General features: G+C 46.2%; 14 protein-coding genes. 6 read left to right on the top strand and 8 right to left on the bottom strand.

Annotated features, from left to right (window positions below):
* Positions 1-62 precede the first annotated feature (62 nt).
* The 6 genes from LU290_RS04300 to LU290_RS04275 all read left to right on the top strand — a co-directional run bounded on the left by LU290_RS04300 (position 63) and on the right by LU290_RS04275 (position 5,029).
* Complete coding sequence (locus tag LU290_RS04300) at positions 63-227, top strand: rubredoxin (RefSeq protein WP_277809314.1); 165 nt, start codon at positions 63-65, stop codon at positions 225-227.
* Complete coding sequence (locus LU290_RS04295; protein ID WP_277809313.1) at positions 227-1,231, top strand: alpha/beta fold hydrolase; 1,005 nt, start codon at positions 227-229, stop codon at positions 1,229-1,231. The genes LU290_RS04300 and LU290_RS04295 overlap by 1 nt, the downstream gene beginning before the upstream one ends.
* Positions 1,228-1,350, top strand: coding sequence for a hypothetical protein (locus LU290_RS04290; protein ID WP_277809312.1), 123 nt, complete (start codon positions 1,228-1,230; stop codon positions 1,348-1,350). The genes LU290_RS04295 and LU290_RS04290 overlap by 4 nt, the downstream gene beginning before the upstream one ends.
* Before the next feature lie 31 nt (positions 1,351-1,381).
* Complete coding sequence (locus LU290_RS04285) at positions 1,382-1,984, top strand: fumarylacetoacetate hydrolase family protein (protein WP_277809311.1); 603 nt, start codon at positions 1,382-1,384, stop codon at positions 1,982-1,984.
* Between the two features lie 96 nt (positions 1,985-2,080).
* Positions 2,081-3,352 (top strand): phosphoribosylamine--glycine ligase, encoded by a 1,272-nt coding sequence (purD, locus tag LU290_RS04280; protein ID WP_277809310.1) that lies wholly within the window; start codon positions 2,081-2,083, stop codon positions 3,350-3,352.
* Between the two features lie 324 nt (positions 3,353-3,676).
* Positions 3,677-5,029, top strand: a complete 1,353-nt coding sequence (locus LU290_RS04275) for an ABC1 kinase family protein (RefSeq protein WP_277809309.1) — start codon at positions 3,677-3,679, stop codon at positions 5,027-5,029.
* A 32-nt stretch (positions 5,030-5,061) separates the two neighbouring features.
* Here the strand turns inward: LU290_RS04275 and LU290_RS04270 are convergent, their stop codons facing one another.
* The 8 genes from LU290_RS04270 to LU290_RS04235 all read right to left on the bottom strand — a co-directional run bounded on the left by LU290_RS04270 (position 5,062) and on the right by LU290_RS04235 (position 12,832).
* The gene (locus tag LU290_RS04270) at positions 5,062-6,309 is read right to left on the bottom strand and encodes an FAD-dependent monooxygenase (protein WP_277809308.1); all 1,248 of its coding nucleotides are present in this window, start codon (positions 6,307-6,309) and stop codon (positions 5,062-5,064) included.
* Between the two features lie 169 nt (positions 6,310-6,478).
* The gene (glnA, locus tag LU290_RS04265) at positions 6,479-7,888 is read right to left on the bottom strand and encodes a type I glutamate--ammonia ligase (RefSeq protein ID WP_277809307.1); all 1,410 of its coding nucleotides are present in this window, start codon (positions 7,886-7,888) and stop codon (positions 6,479-6,481) included.
* A 187-nt stretch (positions 7,889-8,075) separates the two neighbouring features.
* Positions 8,076-8,381 (bottom strand): hypothetical protein, encoded by a 306-nt coding sequence (locus tag LU290_RS04260; protein ID WP_277809306.1) that lies wholly within the window; start codon positions 8,379-8,381, stop codon positions 8,076-8,078.
* 167 nt (positions 8,382-8,548) lie between these two features.
* Positions 8,549-9,094, bottom strand: a complete 546-nt coding sequence (locus LU290_RS04255) for a hypothetical protein (RefSeq protein ID WP_277809305.1) — start codon at positions 9,092-9,094, stop codon at positions 8,549-8,551.
* 201 nt (positions 9,095-9,295) lie between these two features.
* Positions 9,296-10,237, bottom strand: a complete 942-nt coding sequence (locus tag LU290_RS04250; protein ID WP_277809304.1) for an MORN repeat-containing protein — start codon at positions 10,235-10,237, stop codon at positions 9,296-9,298.
* Between the two features lie 373 nt (positions 10,238-10,610).
* The gene (locus tag LU290_RS04245) at positions 10,611-10,826 is read right to left on the bottom strand and encodes a DUF7336 domain-containing protein (protein WP_277809303.1); all 216 of its coding nucleotides are present in this window, start codon (positions 10,824-10,826) and stop codon (positions 10,611-10,613) included.
* A 100-nt stretch (positions 10,827-10,926) separates the two neighbouring features.
* The gene (locus LU290_RS04240; RefSeq protein WP_277807698.1) at positions 10,927-11,928 is read right to left on the bottom strand and encodes an IS110 family RNA-guided transposase; all 1,002 of its coding nucleotides are present in this window, start codon (positions 11,926-11,928) and stop codon (positions 10,927-10,929) included.
* Between the two features lie 508 nt (positions 11,929-12,436).
* Entirely contained in the window at positions 12,437-12,832 is a 396-nt protein-coding gene (locus LU290_RS04235) for an immunity protein YezG family protein (protein ID WP_277809302.1), read from the bottom strand.
* Between the last annotated feature and the right edge of the window lie 295 nt (positions 12,833-13,127).

Below are 13,127 nucleotides of genomic sequence, written 5' to 3'. Positions count from 1 at the left end.
TTAAAAATTTTCACCCATTGTGCATGACATCATTGCACTAGGCAAACTTAGTAAGGTCACTTATGAAAAAATATCAATGCATCGTCTGCGGCTGGATTTATGATGAAGCGCTGGGCTGTCCTGAAGAAGGGCTTGCTCCCGGCACTCGCTGGGAAGACATTCCAGACGACTGGACTTGCCCTGAATGCGGCGTCACCAAAGAAGACTTTGAGATGGTAGAAATCTGATGACCACCCCGCTTGACGCACACGCCCTGCCAGAGTCTTGGCGCAAATTTGGCGACATCGACTGGCAACCGTCCGATTTGTCGCCACATTTGCACCAAGCCATGATCGACATCGGCGATGGCATACAGCTGTGCGTGGAAGCGGGGGGCAATCCTGACCACCCTGCCATGATTTTTATCACAGGGCTTGGCTCGCAGATGATGTTTTGGTCGGACACTCTGCTAAAACGCTTTATGGACGCAGGATTTTTCGTCATTCGTTTTGACAATCGTGATACAGGGCTGTCTAGCAAGATTCGCATTGACGGTCTGCCAAAGCTCAACACGCTCAAAATGATGATGAAGGTGCAAGCAGGACTCTCCAATCGCCACGAGCCAGTCGCCTACACGCTCACCGACATGGCAGAAGATGTGGCACGGCTGATCAAAACCCTAAATCTTGGCAAAGTCAATCTGGTCGGTGCGTCCATGGGCGGTATGATTGCTCAGATTGTCGCTGCTCGCTATCCAAACTACATAAAGAATTTGGTGTTGCTATTTACCAGTAGCAACCGTGCGTTTTTAAGACCGCCGAATCCAAAGCAATTCATGACTTTCATTCGCCGTCCTGAGAGCCACTCCGAGCGAGACATGGTGCGTCATAGCGTCTGGTTCATGACGGCGGTCGGCAGCCCCGGTCACCTTGACATCAAAGGCACCAGAGCCATCGCCGAAAAACGCTACCAACGCTGTTTTCACCCCCTAGGCGTCGCCCAGCAGCTCAATGCCATCTTGGCATCAGGCTCAATACTGCGATTCGCCAAACAAATCAAAGCTCGCACACTCATCTTGCACGGCAATAAAGACGGACTGATCGCCCCAAGTCATGGCAAATTTTTAGCCAAAGTCATTCCAGACGCCACTTTTCGGCTCATTGATGGCATGGGGCATGACCTTCCGCCTTATTATTATTCACATTTGGTGAGCGTGATCGGCGACTTTTGCCGCCAAAGCCATCATGATTGATAAGCACAATCAGCTCACAGCTTTTAGGGCAGATCAACACCCCAATGCATCAGTCTGCCGAGCATCAGCTTGCCGAAATGATGGGCATTTGCTACAATCACACCACTCAAAACACTTAACCTCCCCAATTTGCCAATCAGGAAAATCATCATGCCCACCATCACTTTTAATGGCGCACCCCACCCAATCAACACCATCTACTGCATCGGTCGTAGCTATGTTGAGCACATTCATGAGCTTGGTAATGCCATGCCTGACGAGCCGTTGGTATTTTTAAAGCCAAACAGCAGTATCGTGATGGGCGATACTTTAACCCTGCCCAAGTTTTCGGACAACATCCATCATGAAACCGAGCTTGTGCTACTGATGGGCGAAGGTCGGCAGATTGCTGGTGTGGCAGTTGGGCTGGATTTGACCGCACGAGATGTGCAAAGTGTTTGCAAAGAAAAAGGCTTGCCATGGCTAAAAGCAAAAGGCTTTAAAAATGCCTGCTGGCTTGGCGAATTCAAGCCTTTTAAAAACAAGACTTATGAGCTGTTTTTGCAGGTCAATGACGAGATTCGTCAGCATGACACGACCGATAAGATGATGTATGCCTTTGATGAACTCGTGGCGTATTTGGACGAGCTGTATGGCTTGACGGCAGGCGATGTCATCATGACAGGTACACCAAAAGGGGTGGATCGTTTGGTAGCAGGGGATCGTTTGGTGGTGCGTCTTGATGATGATGTGTATCACATTGCCGTACAATAAAAGCCACTTTTGCCTAAATTTTACCTAAAGTTTTTATTAAAATCCTGCTATAATAGACAGCGATTTTTTATTGTTTGATATTTTCAAGGGTACATCATGAACATTCTTGTATTGGGTACTGGCGGTCGTGAGCACGCACTGGCGTGGGCGTGTGTCAAAGACAGCAAAGTAAACACCGTTTTTGTTGCCAAGGGCAATGCAGGCACAGCACACGAAGATAAATTACAAAATGTGGATTTGGACATGGCAAATCACACCGCCGTGATTGAATTTTGCCAAGCCAATGACATCGCATTTGTACTGGTAGGACCTGAAGCACCGCTGGTGGCAGGCATTGTTGATGACTTACGCCGTGTGGGTATCAAAGCATGGGGTCCGACACAGTACTGCGCTCAGCTTGAAGGCTCAAAGGCATTCGCCAAAGACTTTATGAAACAAGTTGGCATTCCGACCGCCTTTTATGAAGTATTTACCGAAATCACGCCTGCCAAAGACTTTGTCCGCAGCAAAGGCACGCCGATTGTCATCAAGGCAGACGGCTTGGCAGCAGGTAAAGGCGTGATCGTCGCCATGAATGAAGAAGAAGCTTTTAGTGCCATTGATGACATGCTGTCTGGCAATAAGTTTGGCGATGCAGGCAGTCGTGTGGTGATTGAAGAATTTTTGGCAGGCGAAGAAGCGTCATTCATCTGCATGATTGACGGCGACAACATTTTGCCAATGGCGACCAGCCAAGATCACAAACGCATTTTTGAAGGCGACACTGGGGCAAATACTGGCGGTATGGGGGCGTATTCACCTGCGCCTGTCGTTACACAGCAAGTACATGATAAGGTCATTGACCGTGTCATTCGCCCTGTGGTTGATGCCATGAAGGCAAACGGCACGCCTTATACTGGCTTTTTGTATGCAGGCTTGATGATCAATGACGCAGGCGATCCGTATGTGATTGAGTTTAACTGTCGTTTTGGCGACCCAGAGACTCAGCCCATCATGATGCGTCTTGAAAGCTCGTTGGTGGATTTGATTGAAGCAGGTTTGGCAGGACAATTGCCAAGCGAAGCCAAATGGTCTGATAAAGTCGCTTTGGGCGTGGTATTGGCAAGCCGTGGCTATCCAGAGAGCAGTTCAAAAGGCGATGTGATTACAGGGCTTGATGAGACATTTGATGGCGTCAAAGTGTTCCATGCAGGCACAAAGCAAGCAGGCGATGACATTGTTACTGATGGCGGTCGTGTGCTGTGTGTGACGGCATTGGCAGACAGCATCAAAGACGCTCAAAGCAAGGCTCTACAAGGCTGTCAGGCGATTGATTTTGATGGCAAGCAATTCCGCCGTGATATTGGCTGGCGTGCGATTGCTCGCTGATTGTGTGATGATAAGACAAAACTCCCTTGATCATAAGGGAGTTTTTTTGTTGGTCGGGGTTTTACAAATGCCTGATTTGATCAATTTTTAACAAATCGGGGCGTAGGTTAAGTTCAAAAAAACCCAATAAATTCAATAAGTTAAAATAAAACGGTAGGTAAAACTCACACTACAAGACCGTACGATTTTGTGGTAATTTTGCCATTCGGTAGCTATATCATTTAAATATTCCAAAAATATCTTAGAAAAAACACACATTGGCGTAAGCGTGCGATTTTTGCTATAATGAAGTCAATTTATCATTTAATATCCGTTTAATTTGCAATGACACAGCCAATCAACAAACTCAAAACATCACCACTGTCTCGCCGCCTATCCATCGCCAAGACTTCACTGAACATCGGCAAAAACTGGGCAAAATCCAGCGTTGGCGGTCTGTTCATGACCCAAGAGCAAAAGGATGCTGCCAAGCACACGCTATTACAAGAACAGGCGGATTATTTGGTGAGCGAGCTTGGAAAATTAAAAGGTTCGGTGGTGAAAATTGGGCAAATGTTGGCGCTGTATGGCGAGCATTTTTTGCCAAAGGAAGTCATTAACGCCCTGCACACACTAGATGCCAACACCGCCCCTTTGTCTTGGCACATCATCTATGACGCTCTAAAACACGAGCTTGGCGAGCGGGTGCATGATTTTGAGATTGAGCGCACACCGATTGGCACAGCAAGCCTTGCTCAGGTGCATCGAGCAGTACATAAATACAGCGGTCGCACGGTGGTCTTTAAGGTGCAGTACCCAAATGTTGCCGATGCCATCGACTCAGACCTTGCCATGTTCAAGCAGCTGCTTAAAATCACCAATGCCGTCCCACAGACAAAGGCGCTGGACGACTGGTTTTTGGAGATTAAAGAGCTGCTCCACACCGAAGTGGATTATCGCACCGAAGCCGACACCACCAAGCGATTTGCCAGCCGTCTTGCCAGTGACACTCGCTATATTGTACCGACCATTTATGACAATTATAGCACCGACCGCTTGATTTGCATGAGCTTTGAGGCAGGTGTGCCGCTTAATGACCCAAGCCTTGCCACCCTATCCCAAGAGCGCCGTAATGCACTGGGGCAGGCAGCGATTGAAATTGTCATCAAAGAGCTGTTTGAATGGGGCGAAATGCAGACCGACCCAAATTTTGGCAATTATCTGGTGCGTACGGACGATGACGGTATGGATCGCTTGGTGCTACTAGACTTTGGGGCGGTCAGACGCTTTGATGAGCATTTGCTGAGTATCGCCAAGCGACTTTTAAGCGCAGGATACCATCAGGACAAGGCGCTCATGAAAAGTGCGATGACTGGCTATGAGTTTTTTGACAGGCTGACAGGCAAGCCCAAAGACGACATGGCGGCGGTGTTTTTGTTGGCGTGTGAGCCGTTTGCGCATCATTCGTTGATTGAACAGCGATATTTGGACGATGCAGGTCGCTATTTGTGGGCGGACAGTCAGCTTTATCATCGTGTGATGGCGTGCGCCAGAGATGGTATGACATCGCTAGAATTTAGCCTACCGCCCAAAGAGATGATGTTTATTAGTCGAAAATTCATCGGGGCGTATGCGCTACTCGTCGCACTGGACGCTCGCACCGACAGCGACGCACTGATCAAGCCTTATATTCAGTAAGGCTTATTTTGCCGCCAAACATTTAATACCACCTAAAAACCGCCAGCTTTTTTGTTAAAAAACGCCATGAGCGGTCGGATTTTACCCGTCAGATTCACCGCCTCTGAGCGGATGAATCGCCAAGGTTCTTTTTGAAAAATCCCGCCTGCAAACGCATAGTTGATCAAAGAAAAGCTGTGCATCATCAGGGCATTGTTGGCACGCCGCGCTCGCTCATACTGGCGGAGTAGCTGTGCATTTGCCTGTGCGTCTGACAGCACCCGATGCGCCGCCAAATCCAATAAAGCCCTCACATCCGCCAAGCCCAAGTTCAGCCCCTGTCCTGCCAAAGGATGCACGCCATGCGCTGCATCGCCAATCAGCAAGACATGTGGTGCGGTGTAGCTTTTGGCGACTTGGGCGGACAAATCAAAACTGGCAATCGACTCAATCTCACCAACCTCCCCCAGCTCAAATCCGCTCGCCTGTGCCAATTTTTGCGCAAGCTGCTTGGGCGGCAAAGCCAAGCACGCCTTAGCGGTCGCACGGGGCAATGTCCAGACCACCGACTGCCAATGCCCACCATCATCTGCCGACAAATCAGCAAGCGGCAGCAAGGCAAGCGTCCCTGTGTTTAGCATGGCTTGGCGTGCGGTATTGGCGTGCGGCTTGTCAGTCTTAATCGCACAGCAGATGGCGCTCTGCTGATAATCCAGCCAAGATATATCCACGCCCATCAGCTGTCGCACCATCGATGAGCGACCATCCGCCCCGACCAAAAGCGCCGCATCAATGAGCGTCTTTTTGCCCTCATGATGCACCAGCACACGCACGCCACCTTGCCCACCTCTGCCATACACATCCATGCCGACATATTCATCAAGCCATGCCTCATGCCAAACACTCAAAAATGGCGAGATTTCTGCCGACTCCGCCCGCACCATCAGCGCCTCATCAAGCACGCTGGGCTCAATCATACTTCCCAAAATCTCTTCATGGTCAGGCTTATCAAAAATAAGCTCGCCACGCCCATCACCCTGCCAGACTTGCATGTCTGTATAATCAGCACGGCGAGCAAAGTCCTGCACACCCACTTCTTGTAACAGCACCAAACTTGCCAAATTCAGCGCATACACCCGAGCATCACGCCTTGCCAGCCTTGCCTGTCTTGATGCAGGCGTGGCTTTGGGCTTTTTATCAATCAGTAGTACCGATTTTTTCTGGCATGCCAATCCGATGGCAAGCGTCATGCCCACCGCCCCACCGCCGACGATCAGCACATCGGTTTTTAGCGTTGTCATTTCATCCCATTTCATGCAGTTTTCATTCTCATCATGTCAAGTTATATGCTGTCAAGTCCTGCTTGCCAAGCGCTTTTTATTGGCAGGTTTTGCATCAAGATTTTTATAATCAAGTTTATTGTCATAAAAAAGCGCAAGAATCACCCTGCGCTTTTTAAATCCCAAGACCTTAGACACGATAGTACATGTCAAATTCCAAGGGATGTACCGCCTCATTGATGCGATGTACTTCTTTCATTTTAAGGGCGATGTAGCTGTCAATCATCTCTTTGCTAAATACATTGCCTTTGAGCAAAAATTCATGGTCGTCACGCAGAGCATTGAGCGCCACTTCTAGGTTTTCAGCGACAGTTGGGATCAACATCTCTTCTTCTGGTGGCAAATCGTACAAGTTCTTATCTGCCGCCTCGCCCGGTTCGATTTTATTTTCAATGCCATCAAGACCCGCCATCAAAATCGCTGCAAAACACAGGTATGGGTTGGCGCTTGGGTCAGGGAAGCGAGCCTCAATACGCACCGCCTTAGGGCTAGTGACATGCGGGATGCGGATACTTGCTGAGCGGTTAGACGCAGAATAAGCAAGCTTGATCGGCGCCTCAAAGTGCGGTACAAGGCGTTTGTAGCTGTTGGTGCTTGGGTTGGTGATGGCATTCAAGGCGCGAGCATGCTTGATGATACCGCCAATGAAATACAATGCCGTCTTCGACAGACCTGCGTATTCATCACCAGAGAAAGTGTTCACGCCATCTTTTGAAATGGACATATTGACATGCATGCCAGAGCCGTTGTCGCCAACTAGGGGTTTTGGCATGAAAGTGGCGGTCTTGCCAAATTGATTGGCGACATTTTGTACGATGTATTTAAACTGCTGAACTTCGTCCGCTTTTTTGACCAAAGTGTTGAACGAAATGCCAATTTCAAGCTGACAGCTTGCCACTTCGTTGTGATGCACCTCGATGCGACCCTCACCCATCACTTCTTCGATGCGATCGCACATCACCGCACGCATGTCGTGATGATGATCCACAGGGGCGATGGCAGCGTAGTTGCCCTTGACCGCAGGACGCTGACCTAGGTTGCCCCATGCGTAGTCTTTATTGGTACTCCAAGCCGCTGCCTCAGCGATGACTGTATTTCTAGCGCCAGACATGTCGATGTCCCATTTGACTTCATCAAAGACGAAAAACTCAGGCTCAGGACCGACCAATGCCGTATCGCCAATGCCAGTTGATTTTAGGTAAGTTTCAGCACGGCGAGCGATAGAGCGTGGGTCTTTGGCGTAGCCTTGCATGGTATCAGGCTCGATGACATCACAAGTCACCACCACCATCGGCGCTTCGCTGAACGGATCAAGATACGCCGTTTGCACATCTGGCAACAAAATCATGTCCGACGCCTCAATGCCCTTCCAGCCTGCCACCGACGAGCCATCAAACATCTTGCCATCTTCTAGCGTGTCTTCATCAATCGATGACGCTGGGAAGGTCAAATGCAGCTCCTTGCCATGCGTGTCGGTAAAACGAAAATCCACCCACTTTGCACCTGATGATTCGATCAAATCAAACAGCTTGTTAGACATAACACCACTCCAAAAAGTCAAAATTTAAAAATAAGTAAGGTTAAATTAAAATTAAATAAAAAGTCAGTAAATTTAAATCGATGAAGTCAATTTAAAACACTCCATCATGCTGCGATATTATAGCCCTTCTTGCCATCTGTCAATCATTTTTGCCAAATGTCACCATCATCAATGTTATCCTTGATTGTCAATCTGGCATGCGCATCTTGGTGGTGTCGGGGTTTGCCCCAAAATAAAACACCACCGTCGCCACCAAGCTGTTTACGCCAATAAAAGCCCAATCAAAGCCTGTATGACCCAGCACAAAACGCCCAATCAAAGCGCTCACCGCCAGCATGATGACAAAGCAGACCGCCAGACATTGCAATAGCACAGGGTGCGACACGGTAAGCTGCTCGCTGCCTTGGCGGTGCTTTTTTAGGATTTTTTGGTGCGTCATAAAGCCCACCAAATACATCAGCGCACCCAATACAAGATAGCCAAACAAACCCATACAACACCCAATCAACCAAAAACAAAATAACAATCAAACCCAAGCACAAAAGCCATCATCAAAAACCGACACGGCAAATGCGCCTAGTACCTATGACAAAAAATACCTATGGCAAATCTGATGATAACTGCAAAGACCGCAGCGCACACGGCATCATCGCCCATCTGTCAGTCATCACACGGCAGGCGATAGACCGTATTTGAGCCTTGCAAAATGTGCATCACATAGGGACTGTCAAGTCTAGGATTGATGTTTTGCACTGATGGCTTGATGTGCATGAGCGCCATCACCCCATCGGTACGAGCGATGATGTGCTGAGCGTCACTTTTATTCAAATCCAGCGCATTGACCTTAAAATAAGACCACCCCTCATCAATGCTTAGCACTCGAAGTGGCTCGGCGGCATCCCACACCCTGTCAGCACCTTTTGGCTCTCTCATCTGCATGCTAAACCCTTCTGTCGTGTGGTTGATTTTAATCTGCGCAGGCTCATCTTGTACAACGCCATAGCAGCCCACCAGCTCATCGGTACCCATCGCCACAGCTCCCTCAGATAAAGCGCCACCGCCTGCCTGATGTGCATCTGGCGCACTCTCTTGACACGCAGCCAAGACAGCCGCTACCATACAAACACCAAAAACCCTCGGCGCATACGGCAAAGCCTTCATACGATGAGCCAAAGATTTAGACGCAGATACCAAATAAGCAGACATAGACCAAGCACAACAAAACCATAAAACAGTCGTCTATTTTACAAGTATTTTGGGCGTTTGGCTAGTGCTTGGGCAAATATGACCGCCAAAATATGCTTTTTATAGCCTTTTATACCCACATAGGCTAGGCTCTACTTGCGACACCCAGCAAAGTCAATGAGTTGCGCCATAATGCTGGGTTTCACATTCGTTCAACCTAACTTACCGTGCTATCATTTCATCTTGCCAAAAATCGCCTTCATAAACCGCTCCGTCCTTATAGATGAATTTACCCTGACCGTGGCGTTCATCATCCACAAAATCCCCCTCGTAAATCTCGCCATTTGTGTAGTTGAGTTTGCCTTTGCCGTGTTTTAGATCGTATCGCCAGCCGCCTTCATATGAGCCGCCTTCTGCATAAAAGGATTTGCCCTGACCGTGGCGATAGTCATTTTGCCATTCGCCCTCGTAGCGGTTGCCATTAGCATAAAGCATAACACCTGTACCATGCATTGAGTTATTAACAAAATCTCCTTCATAATAATCGCCATTGGCAAAGAAATATTTGCCCCTGCCTGTGCGTTCATTGTCTTTCCACTCACCCTCGTAACGGTCGCCTGCATAGGGTGCGTTGGCGTACCAATAAGTGCCAAAACCATGATGCCTGCCGCCAATCATCTCGCCCTCATAACGGTCGCCTGCCCACTCGCTGTTTTGTCCCCATACAAATGTGCCACGATAGATTTTGGTGTGGCTTTGGGGCTCGCCCTCGTAGACATTACCATCATCAAAGATGATTTTTTCATAGCCTGTGGCGATGTTGTTTTGATAATCGGCGGTTATGGTTTGAACTTCGGCTTGTGGGTCTAGGGCTTGGGCGGTGGCTCGTCCGTGTAATTTGCCCCGAACATAAGTGCCAGTCACCGCATAACCGCAGTTTGTATTTTGCTGACAACCCCAAGTGGCAACACCATAACCGTCCGCATAGCCGTCTTTGCAGTTGCCATGCCATTTGACTTGGCGGTAAGTTAAATCTGGGTGGTAATAAACTTTACAAGCATTATTGGTGCTGATGGCATAGCCGTCCGATGGCTTGGTAAAAGCCGACGATGATACCAAACCAGCGCCGAGCAGCAGGGCGATGGATAAAGAAAGCTTGTGCATAGATTGTCCTTAATTTGAGTGTTTTTGGTGGGTGGTTAGCCTTTAATTATAGCAAATTATCCCCATATCATCGCTGAATTTTCCATTATTTTAGCCCATAGGTTGAGCTCTTATTGCGAAACCCAACAAATTCAATGAGTTGCGCCATAATGCTTAGGTTACGCTGTCGCTAATCAGCCTGCCGTGCTTAACCGCCAAAATTGAGAAAGCCCAAAACCTGCAACGCCTACAAACCAGTAATTACGATAAGCGGTTATGTATGAAAGTCATTGAAAGTAAATGCAATTACAGCAGTAAGGGCGATAGGTATTGTGTGGCGGATTTGAAGTAAAAAATGCGTTACCTTGTATTTTCAAGGTAACGCATTTTTTTGTTAATCGCCAAAACCTTCCAACCATTCCTGCTTGTTGATTTCATATTCAACAGCAGAAAAGCCGTCTGGATAATCCTTAAAGCCTTTTTGTTTTAGGGCATACTGCTTGGCTTTTTCCACTTCTTCCAAGCTAGAAAACACTCCTAAACATTTATCGTTATCACAACCAAAGCTATCTACTCTTGTGTGATAAAGAACATAAACTGAATTTTTCATATATATTCCAATTATTTAAATGCTCGGTCGCCATATTTCTTAATTTGATTGTGTTCGGTTCCTGGTCCAGCCCGTAGATACCATCTCTCCCCACCCCTTGTCAAGCCATATTATCTATCCTAACTTGTGGGGTGTAGGGAGTTTGGTGTTTGATCACACCAAAGCAGATTTGCACCAATTTACGCATACAAGCACATAAAGCTTGCATTTTGCATTTGCCATTTTGTTGTAAGCGTTCGTATTGGTCTTTAATGTCTGGATTGTACTTGGTGGCAACGACTGCTGCCATATACAGCTTAGCTCTTAATTGAGCATTGCCTGTTTTGGCAAGTCTTGATCTGCCTTTAAACAATCCTGATTCTTGTTGTTTGGGAATCAACCCTAAAAAAGCAGAGACTTGTTTGGCATTGTTAAATTGTTTGGTATTAAACAAACTAAGCATTTGTCTTGACACCACCTGTCCCACTCCTTTGATGCTTTGTAAGAGTGTTTGCTCTTCTTTAAGTTTGGGGTGGTTGTTGATATGAGTGTCAATGTCATCGTTTAATTTGCTGATTGCCAATTTTAATGCCACAATCATCTCGTCAATGGATTGTTTAACAATGGGGGTTGTGTCTGCCACTTCTGCTTTTTCTTTGCGGTTTTCTTCTCGCTGTAAGTCTTCATTTAGAGCATCAAGACGAGAAAGCAAAGACTTTAAATGACGAGCTTCAATACTTGGGGCAATCCAAGCATCAGGGTGGGTGGCTCTGCCATATCTGGCAAGGACAATACTGTCTTTTTTATCTGTCTTTTGTCTTACGCCTAAACTGTCCGCATAGTGTTTGACAAAGGCAGGATTGATGATAGAGACTTTAAAGCCTAAATCGTGTAAATAATACGCCAAAGGTTCGTGATATACCCCTGTGGCTTCCATAATAAGATGAATGTCGTTAAAGCTGACACTTGCACCAAGATTGGTTTTAAGCCAATGAATGATGTGTTCAAAGTCATCAAAGTGATTATTAAAGACTTTGGTTTTGACTTTCATTGTACTTAACTCTTTAAGCCAAGCCACATCCAGCTTGTGCTTGCTAACATCAATACCAACATAATAAGTCATTGTCATCTAGCCTTGTTCATTCAGCGTCATGATTGAAAATCAATCAAGCGCTTGGATACCATTCAGATTGTACGATGATAAGAAAGCTACTTGGGTTTAATCTACGAGACAGCATCAAAGTACTCAGGTTGGGTAGAAACTACCAAGTAACTTAGGGTGATGGTATAATCTACCATGCCATCACCAAGATAGCTAGTCTTGGTGGTGAGATACAAGGTTGGGTTGAGTTTACGAAACCCAACAAAATCAAGGGCTGAATTTAAATGTTGGGTTTCACTATCGTTCAACCCAACCTACGAGCTGAATTTTCCATTATTTTAGCCCATAGGTTGAGCTCTTATTGCGACACCCAACAAATTCAATGAGTTGCGCTATAAATGCTGGGTTACGCTGTTGGCAACCTAAGCCTACGGGCTTACCATGCTTGGAAATAGGCTGTTGATAACATCAACCAACCCATTTTAGTTTAGACAAAAAGTTGAGTTTTGCATGAAAATTAAATCACAAGTTATCTTATTCCCAATTTATCCAGCGATTGATTGATTTCATCACCTAAGATAATATCATCACTTTCTTCGTAATCTTCTGGTTTATTATAATCATACTCTATTTCAAAATTGCCATCAGGGTATAGGGTAAATAACAAGCCCCAAATGCGATGACCTGTGCTGTGTAGCATAATATTTCTTAATTCTATTAACAAATCATTTATAGCAAATGCTGTTTCAAATGTCAGTTCTTGGCTAACCTCACTTCCTTTATCATAAAGAATAAAACGAATACTACTCGCATTATCTCTCAAAATATCTGATTTTAGAATAATTTTATCCCAACTTTCAGAACTCATATTAATTAATAAGCTATTAGCTAAATTTTGATATATATGACCTAAATTATTTTTCATAAAAACACCTTCATAATTATTGAAAATATGGGTAGATTCTTAATTCTTTTTTCCCATTGAAAATCAAAGCCCGTAGGTTGGGCTCTGCTTGCGAAACCCAACAAATTCAATGAATTACACCATAATTTTGGCTTTATCATCATTGTATCTCCCATCATATCAAAATCATTGATATTTTACACCAAAACCACTTTATATAAAATCAGCCGCCCCACTCTTTTGGTAAAATTCCCTGCTGAACATAACGATGAAATGATGAGCATTGCTTTTTTGCCGACTTGCTGAAATTCATTCT

Source organism: Moraxella nasibovis (assembly GCF_029581575.1).
GTDB classification, from domain to species: domain Bacteria; phylum Pseudomonadota; class Gammaproteobacteria; order Pseudomonadales; family Moraxellaceae; genus Moraxella; species Moraxella nasibovis.
The sequence above is the reverse complement of the archived record's forward strand: the minus strand, read 5'-3'. Positions and strand labels throughout refer to the sequence as shown.

Coding starts and splice junctions, on each gene's coding strand:
- LU290_RS04295 (WP_277809313.1), top strand. CDS start 227: ATGACCACCCCGCTTGACGCACACGCCCTGCCAGAGTCTTGGCGCAAA.
- LU290_RS04235 (WP_277809302.1), bottom strand. CDS start 12,832: ATGAAAAATAATTTAGGTCATATATATCAAAATTTAGCTAATAGCTTA.
- LU290_RS04260 (WP_277809306.1), bottom strand. CDS start 8,381: ATGGGTTTGTTTGGCTATCTTGTATTGGGTGCGCTGATGTATTTGGTG.
- LU290_RS04250 (WP_277809304.1), bottom strand. CDS start 10,237: ATGCACAAGCTTTCTTTATCCATCGCCCTGCTGCTCGGCGCTGGTTTG.
- LU290_RS04270 (WP_277809308.1), bottom strand. CDS start 6,309: ATGACAACGCTAAAAACCGATGTGCTGATCGTCGGCGGTGGGGCGGTG.
- LU290_RS04285 (WP_277809311.1), top strand. CDS start 1,382: ATGCCCACCATCACTTTTAATGGCGCACCCCACCCAATCAACACCATC.
- purD (WP_277809310.1), top strand. CDS start 2,081: ATGAACATTCTTGTATTGGGTACTGGCGGTCGTGAGCACGCACTGGCG.
- glnA (WP_277809307.1), bottom strand. CDS start 7,888: ATGTCTAACAAGCTGTTTGATTTGATCGAATCATCAGGTGCAAAGTGG.
- LU290_RS04240 (WP_277807698.1), bottom strand. CDS start 11,928: ATGACTTATTATGTTGGTATTGATGTTAGCAAGCACAAGCTGGATGTG.
- LU290_RS04255 (WP_277809305.1), bottom strand. CDS start 9,094: ATGTCTGCTTATTTGGTATCTGCGTCTAAATCTTTGGCTCATCGTATG.
- LU290_RS04275 (WP_277809309.1), top strand. CDS start 3,677: ATGACACAGCCAATCAACAAACTCAAAACATCACCACTGTCTCGCCGC.
- LU290_RS04245 (WP_277809303.1), bottom strand. CDS start 10,826: ATGAAAAATTCAGTTTATGTTCTTTATCACACAAGAGTAGATAGCTTT.
- LU290_RS04300 (WP_277809314.1), top strand. CDS start 63: ATGAAAAAATATCAATGCATCGTCTGCGGCTGGATTTATGATGAAGCG.